Consider the following 20,756-nt stretch of genomic DNA (forward strand, 5'->3'; position numbering starts at 1 on the left):
TGATCTCCGAGGACGGTGGTGTCACGGGCCAGGGTACTGGCGCCTGTGCAATGAACGGCGGACCCCGGCGGTGGCGAGTCCCACCACGATGAGCGGGCCGGCGAGCTGGGCGGCCAGCGCCGCCTCGACGGGTGGCAGGGGCAGGAACAGCAGCGGCACGAACACCACGACACCGGCCGTCCAGGCCAGGGTGACGGTGCGCTGCTCGCCGAGGGCGATCAGTGCCGACTGCAGAGTGAGTGCCACCATCATCGCGACGGTGGCCAGGCCGAGCAGTGCAAGGGTCCCTGGGCCGGGGCGCTGTGCGGCGTTGAACAACAGTTCGACCGCCGCGGGTCCGAGGGCCGCCGCTGCCGCGACCCCCACCGCGCCCACCGCGATCACAGCCCCCAGCGCTCGGCCGACGAGCCTGCGGGCGGCGTCGAGCTCGCCCGCGGTGACGGCGCGGGTCAATGCGGGCACGAGGAGCGCCTGCACCGGGGAGTAGAGGAACAGCGGGACCCGCGCCAGCACGAAGGCCAGGCCGAACACGGCGGCGGCCACGAGGTCGTCGGACGAGCGGTAGGTGACGACGACGGGACCCAGGTTGGCCACGAGCTGCATGCACAGCGCGGCCGTGACGAGCATCCCGAGCGAGCGCCCCATCCCGGACGGGGCGACGCCGACCGGCCCGGTCCGCAGCTTCAGCCCGGACATCAGGGCCAGGCCGGCCACACCCGACCCGGCCGCGAACGCGAGTCCGTAGGCCTCGGGCGACCCCACCGCCAGTGCGAACAGCACCCCGCAGGGCAGGAGCCGCGCCGCGCCCTCCAAGTAGAGGCTCGCGGCATAACGGCCGAGCCGCTGCTGACCGCTGTGCACGCCGCGGACCCAGTACATGAGCCCGAACCCGGTGCTGGCAACGACGAGAGCGAGCAGTAGACCCAGTCGTTGGTCGAGGACCCGACCGAGGCCGAGCGGCCAGGCCGCCGCGGCCAGCAACACGAGACCGATGAGCAACCCGGCGGTCAATACCGCCGCGCGGCGCGCCACCGGCCAGGCCGACAGCCCCGACGCGCCGGCCGCGCTCACCGCACGGCTCGTCTCCTGCTCCACGGCCGCGAATGCGCCCGGCCCCAGGACGTTCACCAGTAGGTACAACGAGGTCAGAGCGCCGAGGACAGCGACGTCGGGGGGAGAGTCGAACACCCTGCCCACTATCGCGATGAAGCCGTAGCCGGCAGCCCCGACCAGGCACAGGCCCAGCGCCAGGTGCAGGCCGATGCGCACCGGGCGCGCGTGGGCCACCGCGTCAGGCATACACCGCGACGGTCAGCGAAGCGATCCAAGCGAGCGCCAGCACCTGCAGCACCCGGTCACCGAGCGCGATCTCCTCGGGCTCGCCGCCGTTGCCGTTGTCGACGTCGACCGCGTACCGCAGCACCGCCACCACGAACGGGACGATCGAGATCGCCGACCAGATCGGGTTGTGCTGGGTCTCGCGGATCTCGAAGGCCCACAGGCTGTAGGTCGTGATCAGGACGGTCGCCGAGAGGCCCCAGACGAACCGCAGGTAGGACGCCGAGTAGCTCTCCAGCGACTTGCGGATCTTCGCGCCGGTGCGCTCGGCCAGCATCATCTCGGCGTAGCGCTTGCCGGCGACCATGAACAGCGAGCCGAACCCGGCGACGAGCAGGAACCACTGCGACAGGGCGATGCCGGTGGCCGCGCCGCCGGCGATGGCGCGGAGCAGGAACCCGGAGGCGACGATGCAGATGTCGAGGACGGGCTGGTGCTTGAGCCAGAAGCAGTACGACAGCTGGACGACGACGTAGACGGCCAGCACGATCACCAGCTGGTAGCCGGCGACCAGGCTGATCGCGACGGCGGCGGCCAGCAGCACCACCGCGACGGCGACGGCCAGCCGCGGCGGGACGATCCCCGCGGCGATGGGCCGATTGCGCTTCGTCGGGTGCGCGCGGTCCGCCTCGATGTCCTTCGCGTCGTTGACCAGGTAGATCCCGGACGCGGCCAGCGAGAACGCCACGAACGCGACGACGAGCTGCAGACCGATCCCGGGCTGCAGCAGGTCGCCGGCGGCGAACGGGGCCGCGAGCACGAGGACGTTCTTGACCCACTGCCGCGGGCGCATCGTCTTGAGCACCCCGCGCACCACACCGGCTGTCGTGCGGGCCGGCGGCGTGACCGGCGTGGTGGCCGGCACGTCGGTGCTGGTCATCGGGTTCTCCTCCGGGACATGCGGCATGCCCCCGCGGCGACCGCGGCGCCGAGCAAGGAGCCTGCGACCACGTCGCTGGGGTAGTGGACGCCGAGTAGGAGCCGCGACAGGGCCATCGGCGGCACCAGCACCGCCACCAGCGGACGGTGCAGCAGGCTGCCGAACAGCACAGCCGCGGCGGTCGTCGACGTGGCGTGCGCGGACGGGAAGCTCAACTTCGAGGGTGTGCCCACCCTGACCTCGACGGCCGGGTCGTCCGGGCGTGGGCGGCGCACCACGCGCTTGACGCCGATCGATGCCCCGTGGGCGAACGCCACGCCGGCGGCGGCGGCGAGCCACTCACGACGCCGGGTCCGGTCGACCAGCGCGCCTGCGGCACCGATCGCGAGCCAACCCGCGGCATGCTCACCGAACAGCGACATACCCCGGGCCACACGGACCACGGACGGTGGTCCGATGGTCCGCTGCACCGCGCTCAGCGCCCGCACCTCCAGCGCACGTACATCATCGAGCTGGGTCACTGCGGGAGCCTCCAGAGCGGCGGGCAGCACAGGACGTGTCCGCGGCCGGTAGTCAGGTTCTGAGACAGCCAGATGGTACGCGCGCCCCGCCGCGACTATCGTCCGGATCTCGAACGCCGGTTCCACTCGTGACTACGGTGAACGCCATGCGCGCCGTAGTCACCGGAGGAGCAGGCTTCATCGGATCTCATATCGTCGATGGCTTGCTGGCTTCCGGATCAGATGTCCTGGTGCTCGACGACCTCAGCCGTGGGCGTGAGTCGAATCTCGATCCGCGGGCCCGGCTTGCCAAGATCGATGTGCGCGATGGGGACGCCGTCAACAAGGAGATCCTCGAGTTCTCCCCCGAGGTGGTGTTTCACCTCGCTGCTCAGATCGACGTCCGCACATCGATGGCTCAGCCCGCCCATGACGCGCACACCAACGTCATCGGCTCGTTGAACGTCTTCGCTGCCGCCCACGCCGCAGGGGTCCGGCGCGTTGTCAACACCTCAACCGGCGGGGCGATCTACGGCGAGACCGACACCGTGCCGACCCCTGAGACCGCGCCTGCCCGCCCTCTCTCGGCCTATGGCCTCGGGAAGCATACGGCTGAGAGGTACGCCTCGTGGTTCGGCCAGACACACGGGCTGCAGGTGACGACGCTGCGCTACGGGAACGTGTACGGACCCCGTCAGGACCCGAAGGGCGATGCAGGTGTTATCGCCATCTTGTGCGACCGCGCCCTGTCCGGAACCGCACCGACCATCTTCGGCGACGGGCGCCAGACCCGGGACTACGTCTACGTCGGTGACATCGTGGCCGCCAACCTCGCCGCAGCACGCTCCACGACTCTTCCCCACCAGACCTACAACATCGGTACCGGCACAGAGATAGATCTGCTCGAACTGACTGCTGCGGTCGCCTCAGCGGCAGGCATGCCAGCTGACCGGTTTGCCCCCGACTTCCAGCCCGCCCGACCTGGTGAGGTCCGACGCAGCTGTCTCGAAGTCAGCCGCGCCCGCCGTGATCTCCGTCTTGCCGGTCCCACCCCGCTGGCGATGGGTCTCCACTCCACACTGGGCTGGATCCGCTCCGTCACGTTGTGATGCTGTCTACGACCCGATCTTGGCAGGGACGGAGCGGCCTAGCTGCTCGGGTTCGCGACAGGCCACACCACGGTGTGAAGTCCACGTCCGTCCGAGTCCGATGAACGGCTTCTCCACCCCCCTGTACAGAAGGTCTGCGAGCAGCAGGCTCGTCACCAGTACCGCGAGTGCAGTGGAACTCGACAGGACCCCGAAGCGCGGGACGACCGACGCTGCGATGACACCGGCGAGGCCTTGCACTAGATACAGTGAATAGGAGCGATCGCCGAGGAACGTCATCGGCTTGGTGGAGAGGATCCACACGGTCGGGCCGGTTCCGAGCAAGGACGTCACCAGAACGACTACGGGAACGCTGTACAGCAAGATCACCGGCCCATCGCTGCCGAACCAGGCGACGGCTTCGACCACTGCAAGGTGGATCACGATGAAGACCAGTGCGACGAACGTTGCCGTGGCCGGCCGCATCAAGACCGCGAGTGCATCGAATCCGGTCCGCGTGTGGAGAACGACCGCGAGGAGGCATCCCGCAACGATCGGTACGTAGGAGATGAACGCGTTGTGGACCGGGCACAGGGCGAGTAGCAGGACGAGCAGTGCGACGCTCACGCCGAGTCGGACCCGGGAGGCGAACACGACGGCGAAGGCGAGTAGCGGCCAGACCAGGTAGAACTTCTGCTCCACTCCGAGGGTCCACACGTGCCCGTGTGGCTGTCCCGGTCCGACGAACTCTCCGTTGAACGTGAGGTAGTAGGGCATCAGCGGTGCGAGACCGCTGGACTCCCATTCGCCTCTCAGCCACGCGACGCCGACGACGAGAGCAAGCACCACGAAGTACACCGGCAGGATCCGCAGGCTCCGACGGATGTAGAAGTTGCCGAGCGAGAGTCGACCGCGCCGCTGCTCTTCTCGCAGCGCGAGTGTCGTGATCAAGAATCCCGACAGGACGAAGAAGATGTGCACGCCGATCCACCCGGAGAGCCAGCCCCACCGCTCACCGCCGTAATGAAAGATGATCACCATCGCGGCGGCGATGCCGCGCAGCCCGTCTAGCGCCGGGAAGCGCGTGGTGGCGCGGTAATCGTCGTAGGTCATCGCGGCCTACCTCCGTCACAGGGTGGCCGCGGAATCGACCGAGCATACTTTCGCATTGCGGACCGGTCGAGGATGCACCGGCGCCCGGCACGTACGGGCGACCTGGCCCTGGCCCCTCAGAACCAGCGTTCCAGCACCAGCGCCAGACCGTCGTCGCCGTTGCTCGCGGTGATCTCGTCGGCCACCTCGTGCAGGATCGGGTGGGCGTTGCCCATCGCCACGCCGTGCCCGGCCCAGCGCAGCATCTCCAGGTCGTTGGGCATGTCCCCGAACGCGATGACGTCGCCGACGTCGATCCCGAGCCGACCGGCCACCTCGGCCAGGCCGGTGGCCTTGGTGACGCGCGGCGGGGAGATCTCGACCAGGCCGCGGGGGTGGGAGAAGGTGAGGTCGGCCGTGTCGCCGACGACGGGTGCGAGCGCGGCCACCATCGCCTCGCTGCCCAGCTCGGCGCAGCGCACCAGCATCTTGACGGCGGGCGCGGAGAGCAGGTCGGAGCGCCCGGTGACGAGGTTGTCGGAGTCGGGCCAGGCGTGCCGGTAGGCGGGCTCGGCGACGAACGGCGCGGCGTCGTGGGCGCCGGTACCGACCCGCTCGACCGCGAGGCCGCTGGTGGGCAGCACCTCCCCGACGAGCGCGGCGAGCGCGGCGAGGGCGTCCGGGTCGAGGGTCTGTGACCACAGCACCCGGTCCTCGACGGCGTCGTAGAGCACCGCCCCGTTCGCGCACACCGCGTAGCGCCCGACCCCCACCGCCTCGACGACGGGCGGGATCCACCGCGGCGGGCGGCCGGTGACCAGCACGAACCCGACCCCCGCCGCGACCGCCCGGCCGATCACCGCGGCGGTGCGGGGGGTGACCTGGTCGTGGGGATCGAGGAGGGTGCCGTCGACGTCGGACGCGACCAGTCGGGGAGCCTGCACTCCCCCAGCCTACGGAGTGGCCCCGGCCGTCTCGTCCAGACGGACGGGCATGAGCAGCGAGAACGACTCCGCGGACCGGATCGCCACCGGGGCCAGGGGCCCGTCGAGCTCGAGGCGGAGCTGCCCGGCACCGCCCGCGTCGACGGCCTCCAGCAGGAACTCGGCGTTCAGCCCTACCCCGTCGGACCCCGTGCCCACCACGAGCCGCCCCGCGGGGTCGACGGACAGCACCGTGACGTCGGCGTCCGCGACGGCGGGTCCCCGCCGCGGCGACCGCGGCCCGCAGCTCCGCCGCGTCGACGGGGATCCCGCCGCCGGAGCGCGCCGGGAGCAGCCGGCGGTGGTCGGGGAAGGACCCGTCCAGGAGGTCGTGGGGCCGGCCGTCGACCGAGACCGTGGTCCCGTCCACGCGGACCTCGACCTCGGCGTCCCGCGCGGCGACGGTCAGGTCGGCCGGCACCACGACCGCCCGCTCCGGTCCGTCGAGCGTCCGTACCGGTGCGGTGGCGACCGCGAGCCGGTAGCGGTCGGTGGCCACGACGGTCACTACGTCGGCGGTCACGTCGAGCAGGACGCCGTGCAGCACCGGGAACTCCGGGTCGGAACCGACGGCGAACCGGACGGCGCGCAGCGCGTCGGCCAGCGCGGACGCGGGCAGGGTGACGGTGGTGGGGGTCATGGGGGTCTCCTCCGGGGCGAGCAGGTCGCGGACGGTGGAGAGCTCGCGGCGGGCGGCGGCGACACCCTGCTCGAGCCGGTGCAGGTGCCCGGCCAGCAGTGCGTCGACGGCGTCCGGGTCGTGCCGGTGCTCCAGCACCTCCCGGATCCCGGCCAGCGGCATCCCGACCCGCCGCAGCGACGCCACCAGGCGCGCGACGACGAGCTGGTCGGGCGCGTAGCGCCGGTAGCCGCTGTGCGGGTCGACGTGGGCGGGCCCGAACACGCCGGCACCGTCGTAGAAGCGCAGCGCGCTCACCGTCAGTCCCGACGCCCGGGCCATCGCCCCGATGCCGCGCCAACTCCCGCCGGGCGAGCTCTCCATGCCGACGAACCTCCCGTCTCGACCTGGTCGAGGGTCAAGCGTCAGACCCGGACCACCCGTAGCCCCGCGATCCCTTCGACCGCCGCGAAGTCGTCGTCCCGCGTCACGACGGGCAGATCCCGGGACGCGGCACTCGCCGCGATCCACAGGTCGTTCACGTTCACCCGCCGGCCGGAGCCGGCGAGCTCGACGCGCATCCGGGCCCAGGTGTGCGCGGCAGCCTCGTCGATACCGATCAGCTCCACGTCGCCCACTGCCTCGAGGGTCAGCATCCGCCGCGCACGGGTCTCGACGTCCGCCGCGGCCAGAACTCCCGTCTGGAGCTCGGCGAGGGTCACGACCGAGACGGCCGATTCGTCGGGGAGCAGGTCGATCCGCAGAGGTCTCCCGCTCTCCGCCGCGATGAAGACGCTGGTGTCGAGGAGCCCCCTCACCGGATCGGGCCCAGGTCGTCGGTGGTCTCGCCGCCCAGGCGCGCGAGATCGTCACGAAGCCCGGGGTCGGCCTGGGCACGGCTCAGCCGCGCGACGAGGTCGGCCCGTCCGATCCAGGCACGTCGAGACCGCTGCACGGGCACCAGTTCGGCCACGGCACGCCCGTTCACGGTGACCGTCACCCGCTCACCGTCCTGCACCCGACGCAGTACGCCCGCGGTGTCGTTGCGCAGCTCACGGCTGGGGACGTCGGCCATGGCTACGACCGTAGCAGTCGCGTAGGCCGACTCCCGTTCATCGTCCCGATCCCGACGGCGCGGTCAGATGATCGCGAACGCCACCACGAGACCCAGGGCCAGATGAGCGGCGGAGATCAGGAAGCTCTGCGGCAGGACCCGGTCGGCGGCCAGGACGCCGCCGATGTCGATGCCCATGACCCACTCCAGCAGCCGGACGGCCCCGACCTGGGCGAGGATCCCGATGATGCCGAAGATCGCGGTCTGGATCAGGCCCTCGGTGAGGAAGCCCGAGGACGTGTAGATCGCCGTGACGACGATCAGCGCCATGCTGATCATGCCGGCGGCGGTGATCACGACGGCGTTCGGCAGGCCCTCGCGGACCATGACGTTGAGCTTGCCCGGCGTCGTCAGGTCGACGGCGTAGAAGCCGAGCAGCATCAGGATGACGCCGAGGACGGCGTAGAGCAGGATCGCGCCGATCCCGATGCCGATCACGGAGAAGAAGCCCGGGTTGATCATTCTGGGGAGCCTTTCGAACTATTCGGGGATGCGGTGGGGGACGAACGCCGCGCCGTCGTCGGTGACCAGCCCGACGGTCTCGCGGATGCCGAGGCCGGCCGCCGTGTCGCCGACGACCCACGCGCCCAGCGCGGGACGGAAGCCGTCGAACTCGGGGAGCGGGGCGAAGAGCTGGTAGACGAAGCCCTCCTCGCCGTAGACACCGCCGGTCTCGTGCTCCATGCCGGGAGCGACGATCGTGACGTTGGCGCCCTCGCGGCCCAGCCGCGGCTTGCGGACGTACTCGGTGAGCAGGCCGGGCTGGTCGAGGAAGGCCGGCAGCAGGTTGGGGTGGCCGGGGTACATCTCCCACAGCACGGCGAGCAGCGCCTTGTTCGACAGCAGCGTCTTCCACAGCGGCTCGACCCACAGCGTCTCGGGGAGGCTGCGCAGGACGTGCTTGCCGAAGTCGTCGGTGACGACCCACTCCCACGGGTAGAGCTTGAACACCGCCGCCATCGGGGCCTCTTCGAGGTCGACGAACCGGTCGAGGGCGGCGTCCCAGCCGATGTCCTCGATCGCCAGCCCCACGGTGTTGAGCCCGGCCTCGGCCGCGGTCTCCTGCAGGTAGCCGACGGTGACGTGGTCCTCGCCGCTGGCGTCCGCGCCCGACCACGTGAAGTAGATGTCGTCGCCGGGCAGCCGCGCCTTCAGCTCACCCCAGCGCTCGACGAGCTTCTCGTGCAGCGAGTTCCACTGGTCGTCGCCGGGGTGCACGTCCTTGAGCCAGTGCCACTGCAGCAGCGACGCCTCGAGCAGCGTGGTGGGGGTGTCGGCGTTGTACTCCAGCATCTGCGCGGGGCCGGAGCCGTCGTAGCGCAGGTCGAAGCGGCCGTAGACGTGCGGGTCGCTGCGCCTCCAGGACGCCGCGACGCCCTCCCACGCGTACTCGGGGAGCGCGAAGTCGCGGAACCGCTCGGCGGTGACGACGTGGTCGACGGCCTCCAGACACATCGAGTGCAGCACCTCGACGTCGGCCTCGAGGGAGAGGATCTCGTCCATCGAGAACGAGTAGTGCACGGACTCGTCCCAGTACGGCCGGGCGACGCCGCCCTGCCCGCGGCCGGGCGATCCGTAGACCATGCCCTGCTCGCGGACGGTGTCCTCCCACCCCGCCCGCGGCTCCCCCCGATGCCGTCGCACGTCCCTAGCTGCCGCTCGACGAGCTGCCGCCGGACACGCCCAGCCCACCGCGGGAGACGCTGTCGGACCCCGACGACGACGCGCGCGGGGACACGTCGCGGCCCGACGACGTCGTGACGCGGGTGCCGCCGCTCGGCACGACCGTCGTACCGCCGGACACGCGCTGCCCGACGGTGCCGGAGCCGCCGTAGTTGTAGTGGTACTGCCGGCCGCCGCCCCCGATGAAGATCGGGTAGAGGCCGCCGCCGCTGCGGTAGCCGTTGTCGGCGACGGGAGTGACGCAGTTGGAGTCGTCGACGATCTCACCGGAGTCCTCGTCGACGCACTGCGCCTGGACCTCCTCGGTCGGCCGCGCCACCGCGTACCCGACGGCGATCAGCGCGACCACCCCGACCGTGACGCCGGCGCCGACCAGGATCCGCTTGCGCTTCTTCTGCCCGCGTTCCTCGTCCTCAGCCGCCTGTCGCGCCGCGGCCTCCTGCCGGCGCTGCGCCTGCTCACGGGCTCGACGCTCGGCGAGCGTGGGCTCACGCGGCGTCGTCGATCCGTCCTGGAACCGCATGCTGCCCGGCTCCGGACGTTCCTCGTCGTCGCCCATGACCGCCCCCTCACAGATCAGTTCGCGCGCGCACCGTACCCGGACCGGCCGCCCGGGCGAACACGGACGTTCGCAGCACGCCGACGACCGATGACCGCGCGGGAGCGACCGCGACGCGGAGTGACCGAACAGGTCACGGCATGATGACGGTCGTCATGGACCGAACCCTCACCGCTCCCCGGCCCGTGCGCGACGACGACGCTCCCCCGCACACCCCGTCGTCCGCGCCCTCGCCGGGTGGACGTGCACCCAGCCCCTCCGTGCACCCCGTGCGGCGCGTCGTCACGGGCGTCGTCGTCGGGGCCCTGCTCATGCTGGGCGCGGCCTCGCTCGACACGTTCGCCGGCGCCGAGGTCCCCGTGCTGGGCACCTTCGCCTCCGTCGCAGCGCCGCCCGACGAGCCCGAGATCGTGGAGGTCCCGGCCCCGCCCGCCACCCCGGGCACGTGCCTGACCTGGACCCGCCCCGACGCCGTCGACACCGCGCTCGTCGACTGCGCCCAGCCGCACCTGTTCGAGCAGGCCGGCACGGTGCAGCTCGCCGACCAGGTCGCGCTGCCGGACGACTCCACCTGGCGCCAGCTCGTCGACGAGCGGTGCGGACCGGTCGTCATGACCTACCTGAACGACGTCTTCGACCCCGACGGCCGCTACCGCGTCGGCGCGCTCAAGCCGTCGCCGTCGAAGTGGGAGCAGGGCGACCGGGAGCTGCGCTGCGGGTTGCAGAGCGCCTCGCGCTCCGGCGCGCTGTACCCGATGAGCGGCCGCGTCGCCGAGGGTGACCAGGCCGCCGTCCAGGAGCCGGGCGTCTGCTTGGCGATCGACGGCCCCCGCGTCGGCGACCCCGTCGCCTGCTCCGGGCCGCACGCGCTGGAGACCGTCGGCATCATCGACATGGCCGCCGACTTCCCGAACGGCTTCCCCGCGGTCGCCGACCAGGACGCGTACCTGCAGCCCAAGTGCAACGAGCTCGCCGCGGCCTACGCGGGCGGCCCGACCGTCGTCACCGACAAGGGACTCACGGTCTACTGGAACAACATCAGCGAGGAGTCCTGGGCGGCCGGCACGTACCGGGCCAACTGCAACGTGGCGGCGCTGCTGCCCGACCGCAGCGGGTTCGCGCCGGTCACCGGGCCGGTCACCGGCGACGTCGTGATCGGCGATCAGCTGGCCCCGCCGGCCGAGAACACCCCCGATGCCGGCATCCCCGCGCCGTCGACGACCACGCCCGCCGCGCCGTCGAGCACCCCGCCCGCCGACGGGTCGACCACCCCGACCGACGGCGCACCCGCATCCGACGCACCGCCCGCCGAGGAGGCCCCGCCGGCGGAGGTGCCGGTCGAGGTACCGGTCCCGCTCGACGGGACGTGACCGACGCCGGGATGGAGATGACCCGGCGCCGCTTCGAGGAACTGGTCGCCGACGCACTGGACACGATCCCGGCCGAGCTGACCCGGGCGATGGACAACGTCGTGGTGCTCGTCGAGGACCGCAACACCGAGGACCCCGACCTGCTCGGGCTCTACGAGGGCATCGCACTGACCGAGCGCACCTCGTCCTACGGCGGGGTCCTGCCCGACCGGATCTCGGTCTACCAGGACGCGATCCTGTCCATCTGCTCCGACGCCGACGAGGTCGTGCACGAGGTCGCGGTCACGGTCGTGCACGAGGTGGCCCACCACTTCGGCATCGACGAGGACACCCTGCACCGCCTCGGCTGGGGCTGACCCGCCCCCACCCCCGCGAGTCGCCGGAATCCCGCCCGCGAGTCGCTGTTCCGGCGCCCGCGAGTCGCGAGATCTGGGCGCGCAGGTCACTGCAGCCGGTGGCGGCCGGGCCGGAGCCGACCGGTCTCCGATGCTGAACCACGCGACTCCAGCGACTCGCGGGCGCGAATCCAGCGACTCGCGGGCGGGGAGACAGCGACTCGCGGGCGGGGAGACAGCGACTCGCGGGGTCAGTCGGCGGGGCCGCCCGCCGTCACGTCGCCCACCACCGGGGCCGCGGTGTCCCAGTGCTCCAGGGTCCACCCCGTGGCCGGGGTGCCGGTGAGGATCACCAGGCCGGTGTTGGGGACGTAGGTGGTCTCGGCGGTGTCGCCGAGCAGTGCCGCGCTCGCGAGCCGGATGGCGGCGCCGTGGCTGGCCAGCAGCACCGTCCCGTCGACGCCGTCGGTGATCTCCTCGACGGCGGGCAGGAAGCGGGTGCGCAGGTCCAGGGCCGACTCGCCGCCGGGCAGGTGGGCCCCGAGGTCACCGGCGAGCCACGCCGCGTAGACCGCCTCGAACCGTTCGCGGGCGTGGTCGTCGGCGCGACCCTCCAGGTCACCGCAGAACACCTCGTGCACGCCCTCGACGACGCCGACGTCCAGCCCGCGCGTCGCGGCGACCGGGGTCGCGGTCTCCTGCGCCCGGGTCGCGACCGAGGCGTGCACGACGTCGATCCGCTCGCCGCGCAGCCGCTCCCCGAGCGCAGCGGCCTGGGCCAGGCCGAGTGCGTTCAGCGGAGGGCCCGGCGGAGCGGAGTCGAGGATGCGGCGGGCGTTGGAGTCGGTCTGGCCGTGCCGGGCGAGGATCAGGCGGGTCATCCGACGGTCCCGGCGCGCAGGCCGTCGAGCCACGCCTGGGCCTCGGCGAACGCGGTGTCGGTGGCGGCACCGAGCGGGGCGGCGGGATCGGTCGTGCCCGTCGGGGTCGCGCCGGTGCCCGCCCGCGGGAAGGACCCGAGGAAGCGCACCTCGTCACAGCGCCGGTGCAGCGCGGCCAGTGCCTCGCCCATCGCGGGATCGGCGACGTGGCCGGTGCAGTCGATGTGGAACCAGTACTCGGCGTGCCGGTCCTTGATCGGGCGCGACTCGATGCGTGTGAGGTCGATGCCGCGGACGGCGAGCTCGGTGAGCAGGCCGAGCAGCGACCCCGGCTCGTTGCGGGTGGTCGCGGCGAACGTCGTGCGGTCGTGCCCCGTCGGCACGGGCGGCTTCCCGGGCGGGGCGACGAGCACGAACCGCGTGACGGCGCCGGGGTTGTCGGCCACGTCGTCGACGGCGATCTCCAGCCCGTGCTGCTCCGCGGCGAGCGGAGCGGCGACCGCGGCGTCGAGGTCACCGCGGGCGACCTGCGCCGCGGCCTCCGCGGTGGACGTCGTGAGCAGCACCTCCGCGTCGGGCAGGTGCGCGGCGAGCCAGCCGCGGGTCTGCGCGACCGCGTGCGGGTGCGAGCCGACGCGCCGGATGTCGGCGGTCGAGGTGCCCGCCCGCACCATCACGGCGAACCGCACGGCGACCAGCGCCTCGCGGACGATCACCAGCGGCGGCGAGCCGACGAGCCCGTCGAGCACCGCCCCGACGGCCCCCTCGACGCTGTTCTCGATCGGGACGCAGCCGGCGTCGGCCTCACCGCTGCGGACCGCGGCGAGCACCGCGGGGCTGCCCGCGCACGGCACCAGCTCGGCACCGCGGGACTCCGGGAGCGACCGCAGCGCCTGCTCGGTGAACGTGGCGTGCGGCCCGAGGAACGCCAGTCGACCCACGCCCCGGACCCTAATGCCCGGGGCCGCGGGGACGTTCAGCGGGAGAGCAGGCCCAGGCCGGCGAGTGCGGAGCCGGGCGTGAGGTCCGCCCCGCAGTGCGACAGCAGCCCCCGCACCCCGGAGACCGCACGCTCCGACCACTCCCCGATCTCCGCCGCGAGCGCCCCGCCGTCGGTGCTGCGCAGGGCCGCGGCGACGTCGCCGCCGCCGAGCGCGCGGGCCACCGCGACCAGCAGGTTGACGATCCCGTGGCGCGTGGTCCCGCCGCCCTCGACGCGCACCGCCTCGTGCAGCCCGAGCGTCGTGAACCCGCGCCCGGTCGACGCGACGACCCGCACGAACCGCTCGATGTCGTCGGTGGACGGGGCGTCCGTCGGTCGCGGCCCACCGCAGCGCAGCTTCGGCGCGCACCCCTGGTCGGCGACGCGGCGCACGGCGTCGAGCCAGGCGTCGGTGGCCCCGGGGTCGTCGTGGGCGGGGCGCCGGGGCTCGACGACGGCGACGACGTCCTCCGGCACGAACTCCGCGACGCGGTCGAGCCACACGCCGTCGACGTCAGGGGGTGCGGCGGTCTCCACCGTGCGGGGCGCGAGCAGGGCCGGCCGGGACAGCACCGTGGACAGGGCCTTCGGGACCGACCCCAGCCCGGTGTCGACGACGATCGAGAGGTCGACCGGACGCGACAGCGCGGACCGGGCGAGCTCCTTGACCAGCTCGGGCAGCCGCGACACGGGGCACACGAGCTGGCCCACGAGACCGCTGAACGCGCCGTCGCGGGCGGCGAGGTAACGGGCGACGACGCTCTCCACCGGGCGGGCGTCGCGGGGGCCGAGGAGACCGGTGTCGTCGACGAGCTGCGCGAACAGGGGCGGGATGGACCAGGGTTCGGTTCCCGCCGTCGGCTGCGTCGTCACGGCCACAGACGCTAACGGGTCGGTCACGGCCGATCGACACGGGCTGATGGTTGCGCCGCCCGTCCCGGGAAGCTAGCTTAGGCTCACCTAATTCGGAGGTGTTCTTTGGGAACCACGCGCCTGCGGCGGCCACCCGCCCCGACCGACGCCGAACGCGCGCGCAGCCTCACCGTGCGCGGGGGCGGTGCGGCGGCGCTCGTCGGCACCGGTTCCCCGATCGCGCACCCCCGCGCGCACCACGTGCACGCCGACGGCTCGGCGATCCTGCTCCTCGCCGACGGCGAGCCGGTGCTCGCCCGACTGGGCGATGAGCCCGAGCTCGCCGTGATGCTGGAGCTCGCCGACCCCGCCCCCGTCGATCTGCGCGAACCGGTCCGCGGGCTGCTGTGGATCACCGGGCACATCACGCCGGTCGAGCCGGAACGGGCCCGGCGCATCGCCGTCGGGCTCGTCGAGCACCACCCGCACCCCGCCCTGCTCGAGCTCGGGCACGGCGCCACGATGGTGCGTCTGACGCCCGGATCCGCCGTCCTCTCCGACGCCGAGGGCACCGCCGCGCTCTCCCCCGTCGACCTCGCCGCAGCCCGGCCCGACCCGTTCTGCCGCTACGAGCACCAGTGGCTCGGGCATCTGGAGCGGGCGCACCCCGAGGTCTTCACCGCGCTGTCGCGGCACCTGCCGCCCGCGCTGCGCGACCTCAAGGACATGCGCGTGCGCCCGCTCGGCGTCGACCGCTGCGGCCTGCGCCTGCGCGTGGAGACCTCCGACCGCGACCACGACGTGCGGCTCGCCTGGGAGGCGCCGATCGAGACCGTCGCGGAGCTGCGGACGCAGTTCCAGCGGATGGTGGGGTGCCCGTTCCGGCAGCCGTGACCGGTCAGGCCGCGGGGCGCAGCGCCTGGACGCGCCGGGTCACCGCGCGCTCGGCCACGAACGACGCGATCGGGATGGTGCCCGCGAGCAGCACCACCAGCGCCTCCAACGGCTTCGCCCGCACGCGCTCGGCCAGGATCAGCGTGCAGACGATGTAGAGCATGTAGAGGAAGCCGTGCGTCACGCCGACGATCGCGACCGGTCCGGGCGTGTCGAAGAAGTACTTGAGCGGCATCGCGACGAACACCAGCACGATCAGCCCGATGCCGGTGACCCACGCGGCGATGCGGTAGTTGCGCAGAGCGGTCGGGATCGACACGGGCGGTCCTATCGGGAGTCGCGCTCGGCGAGCTGCCGGAGCATCTGGTTGTAGGCGACGAGTCGGGGGTTCTCATCGGCGTCGAGCTCGGGCACCGCGACGCGCGGGCGGGCGGTGAACGGACTGTCGACCGGGGTCTCCTCGACCACCGGCTCGGGCTCCGGTTCCGGCTCCACGACGTCCTCGGGCTCGGCGGGAGCCCCGGCGGCGAGCGTCTGCGCCTCCATGCGCAGCAACCGCCACCACATGACGCCGAAGAACAGCGCGAACACCGGCCACTGCACGCCGTAGCCGACGTTGAGTGCGCTGCCCAGCGCGGAGCCGGCCCGCTGCCACTGCCACACCGCGAGCCAACCGCAGGTGGCCATCGCGCCGAGCGTCAGCAGGTGCCACATCATCCAGCGGGGGGAGAGGGCCAGCCGCAACACGCGGTCCAGACTACGCCGCCGGTAGCGTCGCCGATCGTGTCCCCGAGCCACACACCCGTGATCACCGACCCGCGCACCCGCCGCATGCTGGGCACCGAGGTGCTGGTGGTGCTCACCGTCACGCTCGGGCTCTCGGCGGTGCGCAGCGCGCTGAGCCTCGTCGACTCCCTGCTGCAGCCCACTCCGCTGTCCGAGCAGCAGGTCGCCCTCAACGCGCCCGCCGCGCAGGCCGACCTCGTCGACCTCGCCCTGCAGCTCGTGCGCGTGCTCCAGCTCGTCGGCTGGGGGGCGCTGGGGGCGTACCTGCTGGTCCGCAGCGGGCTCGCGCTGCGAGCCGTCGGGCTGGACCGCACGCAGCCCGGCCGCGACGCACTCGGTGTCGCCGGGCTCGCCGCACTCATCGGCATCCCCGGTCTCGGGCTCTACCTCGTTGCGCGCGCGCTCGGCGTCAGCCTGACGATCGCCCCGACCACGCTGGACCAGACCTGGTGGCAGCTCCCGGTCCTGATCCTCTCCGCCGCGGCGAACAGCTGGGCGGAGGAGCTCGTGATGGTGGCCTACCTGATCACCCGGCTGCGCCAGCTCGGCTGGTCGGAGAACGGCTCGCTGCTCGCCCAGGCGCTGCTGCGCGGGGCGTACCACCTCTACCAGGGGCTCGGCGGGTTCGTCGGCAACGTGGTGATGGGGGTGGTGTTCGGGCGGGTGTGGCAGCGCACGAACCGGCTGTGGATGCTCGTCGGCGCGCACGCCCTGATCGACGTCGTCGCGTTCGCCGGCTACGCGCTGCTGGCCGGCAAGGTCGGCTGGCTGCCCTGACGCGGAACCGTGGCCGGGCCACGGTTCCGCGTACGTGAGCCCTCAGAGGGCCAGGATCTGGTACCGCATCCGGGCCATCATGTTCTCCGGCCCCGGCTGGATGCCGCTGGCGGTCCACAGGTCGTCGATGCGGCCGCCGATGTCCTCGGGGTCCCAGCGCTTCCCGTCGTTCTTGACCTCCGCGACGCTGGTGAACGGCTGGAAGATCTCGATGCTGTCGCCCTGCACACCGAAGACCTTGCCGCTGATGTGCGACGAGGCGTCGGAGCAGAGGAAGGCGACGAGCGGGGCGACGTTCTCCGGGGCGAAGAAGTCGAACTCGCCGCGGGCGATGGCGGCGTCGCGCTCGTCGCGGAACTCCTGCGGCATGAGGTCGAGCGTCATGGCGGTCAGCGCGGTCGGGGCGATCGCGTTCGAGGTGATGCCCCCGCGTGCGCCCTCCATCGCGACGATCGTGGAGAACGCGGCGATGCCGGCCTTGGCCGCGCCGTAGTTGGTCTGGCCGAAGTTGCCCAGGATCCCCGACGTCGACGCCGTGTGGACGACGTGGCCGGGCTGCTTGGCCTCCTTCCAGTGCTGCACCGCCGCGCGCGTGGGCAGGAAGTGCCCGCGCAGGTGCACCCGGATCACCGCGTCCCAGTCGTCGTCCGACAGCTTGGCGAGCGTCTTGTCGCGCAGGATCCCGGCGTTGTTGACCAGGGCGTCGAGGCGCCCGAACTCCGACAGCGCGGTGGCGACGAGCGAGTTCGCGACGTCGGCGTCGGCGACGTCACCGCTCGCGGCGACGGCCCGCCCACCTGCGGCGACGATCTCCTTGGCCACCGACTCGCCCGTGCTCGGGTCGAACTCGGCGACGACCACGGCCGCGCCCTGTGCCGCGCACTCCAGCGCCTCGCCGCGGCCGATCCCGCGACCGGCGCCCGTGACGATGACGACCTTGCCGTCCAGTAGTCCCATGCGTCGGACTATATGACCCGTCGGTAACCGCTGCAGACGTAGCATGGAGTGATGTCCGCGGAGTCGAAGTTCCCGTCGCTGCTCCGCGATCAGATCCGCAACGAGTTCACCGCGTCGCAGCAGTACACGGCGGTGGCCGTCTACCTCGACGACCAGGACCTCCCGCAGATCGCCGCGCACTTCTACGCCCAGGCGATCGAGGAACGCAACCACGCGATGGCGATGGTGCAGTACCTGCTCGACACCGATCTGCCCGTCCACATCCCGGGCGTCGACGACGTGCGCAACGACTTCTCCTCCGTGGAGGACGTCGTGCGGCTCGCGCTCGCGCAGGAGAAGGCGGTGACGGCGCAGATCACCGCGCTGGCCCGCACCGCGCGCGACGAGGGCGACTACCTCGGCGAGCAGTTCATGCAGTGGTTCCTCAAGGAGCAGGTGGAGGAGGTCGCGTCGATGTCCACCCTGCTCACGGTGGTGCAGCGGGCGGGCGACAACCTCTTCCACATCGAGGACTTCGTCAACCGCGAGCTGAAGAAGGGCGCCGGCACCGCCGACCCGACCGCACCACCGGTGGCCGGCGCCTCCGCCTAGGAGTTCCGGCCGCCGTGGGCCTGCACGGCCAGCGGCTGCCACTTCTCCCAGCTCGCGAGGCGCGACTCGTAGTCGGCCTTCGCGATGGCCAGCGGGGCCTCTCCGAAGAACGCGCGCAGCGGCGGGTCCTCGGCGTCGACGAGGGTGAGCACGGCCTCGCGGGTGGCCACCGGGTCGCCCGGGGTTCCCCGACGGCTCGGGCGGTTGTTCGCCGCCTCGCGCACGGAGTCGTAGGCCTCGATCGGGGTGGCGTGCTTCGCCGACGCGCCGCCCCAGTCGGTGGCGTAGCCGCCCGGCTCGATCAGGGTGACCTTGATGCCGAAGCCGGCCACCTCCTGCGCGAGGGACTGGCTGAAGCCCTCCACGGCCCACTTCGACGCGTGGTAGATCCCGACGGTCGGGAATGCGGAGATCCCGCCGATGGAGCTGACCTGCAGGATGTGCCCGCTGCCCTGCTCGCGCAGGAACGGCAGCGCCGCCTGGGTCACCCAGAGCGTGCCGAACAGGTTGGCCTCGATCTGCTGGCGCGACTCGGCCTCGGACAGCTCCTCGACCATGCCGAACTGGCCGTAGCCCGCGTTGTTGACGACGACGTCGAGCCGCCCGAAGTGCCCGTGCGCCTGCGCGACCGCGGCGAACGCCGCGTCGTGGTCGGTGACGTCGAGCGAGATCGGGAGGATCGCGTCGCCGTACTTCGTGACGAGGTCGTCGAGCGACGCGGTGTCGCGGGCGGTGGCGGCGACACGGTCGCCGCGCCCGAGGGCGGCGATGGCCCACTCGCGACCGAAGCCGCGGGACGTGCCGGTGATGAACCAGGTCTTCATGTGTTCAGTCCTTCCCGATGGTGTGGCGGAAACGGTCGCGCTTGCTGTGCAGGTCCCAGAGGTGCCCGGCGAGCACCGCGGGGTCCTTCTCCGGATCCCCGGCGACGATCGCGCCCGGGATGATCAGCTGCGATACCTGGATGCCCTCCTCGCCGAGCACCTCGTGCAGCAGCTGGGCGTAGGCCGCCTGGCCGGCGAACGCCACGGACGTACCGGTGACGTTGCGACCGGGCGTCACGGCGGACCCGCCGTTGACGAACAGGACGGTGCCCCGGTTCTCCCCGAGGAAGCGCATCCCCGGGATCACCTGGTGCACGGCCGCGACCGGGCCGTAGATCGAGAACTCGATCGGCCCGACGAGGTCGGCGGGGGTCGTCTCCAGCACCGGCCGCATGAAGTCCTTCTGCGGCAGCGGGCTGTACTGCAGGACCTCGATCGGCCCGAGCTCCTCGGCCACCCGCTCCAGGACGGCCGAGAGCGACGCCGGGTCCCGGACGTCGGCGGTGAACCCGCGCGCGGGGACGCCCTCGGAGTTCAGGTCATCGGCCAGGGCGTCGACCCGCACCTGGTTGCGGGAGATGAGCGCGACGGAGAAGCCCTCGGCCCCGAACCGCCGCGCGACGGCGGCCCCGAGGCCGCGTCCTGCTCCGATGATCGCGATGGTGGTCATGGCCCGTACAAGGACCAGGATCCCCACCGCTGTTCCGCACGACTAGCGGAGTGTGACCTGTTTCCCCGCGAGGGCGTCGCGGGCACGGCGCTCGTCGGAGGTGAGCGGGGCGGTGTCGGCGAGCGCCGTCTCCAGACCCGCGGCGAAGTCGGTGACCGGCTTCGACCATTCCGACGGGTGCAGCTCGCGATCGAGGTCCCAGACCGGGACGAGCAGGCCGTGCGCGCGGAAGGAGCCCGCGTACTTCGTGCCCTCGCCCATGCCGAGCTGCCCGCGGGCCTGCAGCCGGGCGAGCGCCGCGATGAGCCGCTCCTCCGGCTCCGGGCGAACCCAGCGCAGGTGCGCCTTGGTGCCGGTGTCGACCCAGTAGGCGGCGCGGACGCCGTCGCCCTCGACCGCCTCCGTCGGCATGATGACGGCGTTGGCACGCTCGACGGTGGCCAACACCTCAGCGGTGGGCTCGCTCCCGTCCTCGGGGGCCACCCACCAGGCGAAGTCGCCGTGCACGGTGAGGTCGAGCGGGGCGTCGACGTCGACGAGGTCCTGCAGCCGGTCGGTGCCGGTCAGGGCGGGGCCGACGTTCGGCAGCGCGGTGCCCGGCTCGGCCGCGAGACCCCATTCGAGGGCGCGCGCGAGGTCGGCGGACAGGTCGCCGGACCGGGTCTGGACCTGCATGCCGAGCAGGACCTCCCCGCTCGGCCGGACCAGCGCGGCCGACGCACCGGGCAGCACCGACGCGATGACGACGGGCCGGTCGGCCGGCGTCCGCAGCGTCAGGGGCGCGGTGGCCGACGGCAGGAACTCGCGGAGGGCGACGAGGTCGCACTCCACGGCCAGGCCCTCGAACGGGCGGGTGACGATGATGTCGTCACCCGCGCCGTGGCAGGCCTTGAAGCGCTTGCCGGAGCCGCAGGGGCAGGGGCGGCGCGGGTTCTCCCCCGCCGGGGCCGCAACACGTGTCTTCTTCGCCATGGTTCCGGA

General features: G+C 72.4%; 26 protein-coding genes and 1 pseudogene. 6 read left to right on the plus strand and 21 right to left on the minus strand.

Going from position 1 to position 20,756, the window contains the following annotated elements; all coding sequences use genetic code 11:
- Positions 1-21 precede the first annotated feature (21 nt).
- Genes I4I81_RS23310 through I4I81_RS23320 form a run of 3 tightly spaced genes read right to left on the minus strand, consistent with a single transcriptional unit; the run spans position 22 to position 2,754 of the window.
- The gene (locus I4I81_RS23310; protein WP_218601971.1) at positions 22-1,299 is read right to left on the minus strand and encodes a polysaccharide biosynthesis protein; all 1,278 of its coding nucleotides are present in this window, start codon (positions 1,297-1,299) and stop codon (positions 22-24) included.
- On the minus strand, positions 1,292-2,245 hold the full coding sequence (locus I4I81_RS23315) for a decaprenyl-phosphate phosphoribosyltransferase (protein ID WP_372453544.1): 954 nt from the start codon (positions 2,243-2,245) through the stop codon (positions 1,292-1,294). The genes I4I81_RS23310 and I4I81_RS23315 overlap by 8 nt, the downstream gene beginning before the upstream one ends.
- Complete coding sequence (locus I4I81_RS23320; protein ID WP_372478402.1) at positions 2,215-2,754, minus strand: phosphatase PAP2 family protein; 540 nt, start codon at positions 2,752-2,754, stop codon at positions 2,215-2,217. The genes I4I81_RS23315 and I4I81_RS23320 overlap by 31 nt, the downstream gene beginning before the upstream one ends.
- A gap of 131 nt (positions 2,755-2,885) precedes the next feature.
- Between I4I81_RS23320 and I4I81_RS23325 the strand changes: the two genes are divergently transcribed.
- Positions 2,886-3,827, plus strand: a complete 942-nt coding sequence (locus I4I81_RS23325; protein ID WP_218601973.1) for an NAD-dependent epimerase/dehydratase family protein — start codon at positions 2,886-2,888, stop codon at positions 3,825-3,827.
- Between the two features lie 6 nt (positions 3,828-3,833).
- Here the strand turns inward: I4I81_RS23325 and I4I81_RS23330 are convergent, their stop codons facing one another.
- The 9 genes and pseudogenes from I4I81_RS23330 to I4I81_RS23370 form a co-directional block, all read right to left on the minus strand.
- Entirely contained in the window at positions 3,834-4,919 is a 1,086-nt protein-coding gene (locus tag I4I81_RS23330) for an acyltransferase family protein (RefSeq protein ID WP_218601974.1), read from the minus strand.
- Between the two features lie 116 nt (positions 4,920-5,035).
- On the minus strand, positions 5,036-5,842 hold the full coding sequence (locus I4I81_RS23335) for an HAD family hydrolase (RefSeq protein ID WP_218601975.1): 807 nt from the start codon (positions 5,840-5,842) through the stop codon (positions 5,036-5,038).
- 9 nt (positions 5,843-5,851) lie between these two features.
- A complete protein-coding gene (locus tag I4I81_RS23340) occupies positions 5,852-6,073 on the minus strand; it encodes a hypothetical protein (RefSeq protein ID WP_218601976.1) in 222 nt (73 codons plus the stop codon).
- Positions 6,074-6,296: 223 nt separating this feature from the next.
- Positions 6,297-6,884 (minus strand): annotated as a pseudogene (locus I4I81_RS31660) (MerR family transcriptional regulator); the annotation flags it as partial.
- A gap of 41 nt (positions 6,885-6,925) precedes the next feature.
- The gene (locus I4I81_RS23350; protein ID WP_218601977.1) at positions 6,926-7,318 is read right to left on the minus strand and encodes a type II toxin-antitoxin system VapC family toxin; all 393 of its coding nucleotides are present in this window, start codon (positions 7,316-7,318) and stop codon (positions 6,926-6,928) included.
- On the minus strand, positions 7,315-7,575 hold the full coding sequence (locus I4I81_RS23355) for a type II toxin-antitoxin system Phd/YefM family antitoxin (protein ID WP_218601978.1): 261 nt from the start codon (positions 7,573-7,575) through the stop codon (positions 7,315-7,317). Before I4I81_RS23355 ends, I4I81_RS23350 begins: the two co-directional genes overlap by 4 nt.
- 63 nt (positions 7,576-7,638) lie before the next feature.
- Positions 7,639-8,076 carry a DUF350 domain-containing protein gene (locus I4I81_RS23360; protein ID WP_218601979.1) on the minus strand — a complete coding sequence of 146 codons (438 nt, stop codon included), beginning with the start codon at positions 8,074-8,076 and terminating at the stop codon, positions 7,639-7,641.
- An 18-nt stretch (positions 8,077-8,094) separates the two neighbouring features.
- The gene (locus I4I81_RS23365; RefSeq protein ID WP_218601980.1) at positions 8,095-9,258 is read right to left on the minus strand and encodes a glutathionylspermidine synthase family protein; all 1,164 of its coding nucleotides are present in this window, start codon (positions 9,256-9,258) and stop codon (positions 8,095-8,097) included.
- A gap of 4 nt (positions 9,259-9,262) precedes the next feature.
- The gene (locus tag I4I81_RS23370) at positions 9,263-9,856 is read right to left on the minus strand and encodes a hypothetical protein (protein WP_225924669.1); all 594 of its coding nucleotides are present in this window, start codon (positions 9,854-9,856) and stop codon (positions 9,263-9,265) included.
- A gap of 155 nt (positions 9,857-10,011) precedes the next feature.
- On the opposite strand from I4I81_RS23370, the gene I4I81_RS23375 reads away from it, so the two are divergent.
- The gene (locus I4I81_RS23375; protein WP_218601981.1) at positions 10,012-11,226 is read left to right on the plus strand and encodes a septum formation family protein; all 1,215 of its coding nucleotides are present in this window, start codon (positions 10,012-10,014) and stop codon (positions 11,224-11,226) included.
- 11 nt (positions 11,227-11,237) lie between these two features.
- A complete protein-coding gene (locus I4I81_RS23380) occupies positions 11,238-11,582 on the plus strand; it encodes a metallopeptidase family protein (protein WP_225926066.1) in 345 nt (114 codons plus the stop codon).
- A gap of 230 nt (positions 11,583-11,812) precedes the next feature.
- On the opposite strand, the gene I4I81_RS23385 is transcribed toward I4I81_RS23380, so the two are convergent.
- Genes I4I81_RS23385 through I4I81_RS23395 form a run of 3 tightly spaced genes read right to left on the minus strand, consistent with a single transcriptional unit; the run spans position 11,813 to position 14,297 of the window.
- On the minus strand, positions 11,813-12,442 hold the full coding sequence (locus tag I4I81_RS23385) for a histidine phosphatase family protein (protein ID WP_218603899.1): 630 nt from the start codon (positions 12,440-12,442) through the stop codon (positions 11,813-11,815).
- Positions 12,439-13,383 carry a prephenate dehydratase gene (gene pheA, locus I4I81_RS23390; protein WP_218603900.1) on the minus strand — a complete coding sequence of 315 codons (945 nt, stop codon included), beginning with the start codon at positions 13,381-13,383 and terminating at the stop codon, positions 12,439-12,441. Before pheA ends, I4I81_RS23385 begins: the two co-directional genes overlap by 4 nt.
- 35 nt (positions 13,384-13,418) lie before the next feature.
- Positions 13,419-14,297, minus strand: coding sequence for a hypothetical protein (locus I4I81_RS23395; RefSeq protein ID WP_218603901.1), 879 nt, complete (start codon positions 14,295-14,297; stop codon positions 13,419-13,421).
- Positions 14,298-14,402: 105 nt separating this feature from the next.
- Here I4I81_RS23395 and I4I81_RS23400 point away from each other — a divergent pair, with 105 nt between their 5' ends.
- Complete coding sequence (locus tag I4I81_RS23400; RefSeq protein WP_218603902.1) at positions 14,403-15,170, plus strand: DUF2470 domain-containing protein; 768 nt, start codon at positions 14,403-14,405, stop codon at positions 15,168-15,170.
- A gap of 4 nt (positions 15,171-15,174) precedes the next feature.
- Here I4I81_RS23400 and I4I81_RS23405 read toward each other — a convergent pair whose 3' ends face one another.
- Positions 15,175-15,489 (minus strand): DUF3817 domain-containing protein, encoded by a 315-nt coding sequence (locus I4I81_RS23405; protein WP_218603903.1) that lies wholly within the window; start codon positions 15,487-15,489, stop codon positions 15,175-15,177.
- Positions 15,490-15,497: 8 nt separating this feature from the next.
- Positions 15,498-15,917 (minus strand): hypothetical protein, encoded by a 420-nt coding sequence (locus tag I4I81_RS23410; protein ID WP_218603904.1) that lies wholly within the window; start codon positions 15,915-15,917, stop codon positions 15,498-15,500.
- Between the two features lie 84 nt (positions 15,918-16,001).
- Here I4I81_RS23410 and I4I81_RS23415 point away from each other — a divergent pair, with 84 nt between their 5' ends.
- Positions 16,002-16,733, plus strand: a complete 732-nt coding sequence (locus I4I81_RS23415; protein WP_218603909.1) for a CPBP family intramembrane glutamic endopeptidase — start codon at positions 16,002-16,004, stop codon at positions 16,731-16,733.
- A gap of 42 nt (positions 16,734-16,775) precedes the next feature.
- On the opposite strand, the gene I4I81_RS23420 is transcribed toward I4I81_RS23415, so the two are convergent.
- Positions 16,776-17,690, minus strand: coding sequence for an SDR family NAD(P)-dependent oxidoreductase (locus tag I4I81_RS23420; protein WP_185720640.1), 915 nt, complete (start codon positions 17,688-17,690; stop codon positions 16,776-16,778).
- Between the two features lie 51 nt (positions 17,691-17,741).
- On the opposite strand from I4I81_RS23420, the gene I4I81_RS23425 reads away from it, so the two are divergent.
- Positions 17,742-18,281, plus strand: coding sequence for a ferritin (locus I4I81_RS23425; protein ID WP_218603905.1), 540 nt, complete (start codon positions 17,742-17,744; stop codon positions 18,279-18,281).
- On the opposite strand, the gene I4I81_RS23430 is transcribed toward I4I81_RS23425, so the two are convergent.
- Genes I4I81_RS23430 through I4I81_RS23440 form a run of 3 tightly spaced genes read right to left on the minus strand, consistent with a single transcriptional unit; the run spans position 18,278 to position 20,747 of the window.
- On the minus strand, positions 18,278-19,105 hold the full coding sequence (locus tag I4I81_RS23430; protein WP_218603906.1) for an SDR family oxidoreductase: 828 nt from the start codon (positions 19,103-19,105) through the stop codon (positions 18,278-18,280). The two genes, I4I81_RS23425 and I4I81_RS23430, sit on opposite strands and share 4 nt — an antisense overlap.
- Positions 19,106-19,109: 4 nt before the next feature.
- Positions 19,110-19,775 carry an SDR family NAD(P)-dependent oxidoreductase gene (locus tag I4I81_RS23435; RefSeq protein ID WP_218603907.1) on the minus strand — a complete coding sequence of 222 codons (666 nt, stop codon included), beginning with the start codon at positions 19,773-19,775 and terminating at the stop codon, positions 19,110-19,112.
- Between the two features lie 42 nt (positions 19,776-19,817).
- On the minus strand, positions 19,818-20,747 hold the full coding sequence (locus I4I81_RS23440) for a DUF5926 family protein (RefSeq protein ID WP_218616340.1): 930 nt from the start codon (positions 20,745-20,747) through the stop codon (positions 19,818-19,820).
- Between the last annotated feature and the right edge of the window lie 9 nt (positions 20,748-20,756).

Source organism: Pseudonocardia abyssalis (genome assembly GCF_019263705.2).
GTDB classification, from domain to species: domain Bacteria; phylum Actinomycetota; class Actinomycetes; order Mycobacteriales; family Pseudonocardiaceae; genus Pseudonocardia; species Pseudonocardia abyssalis.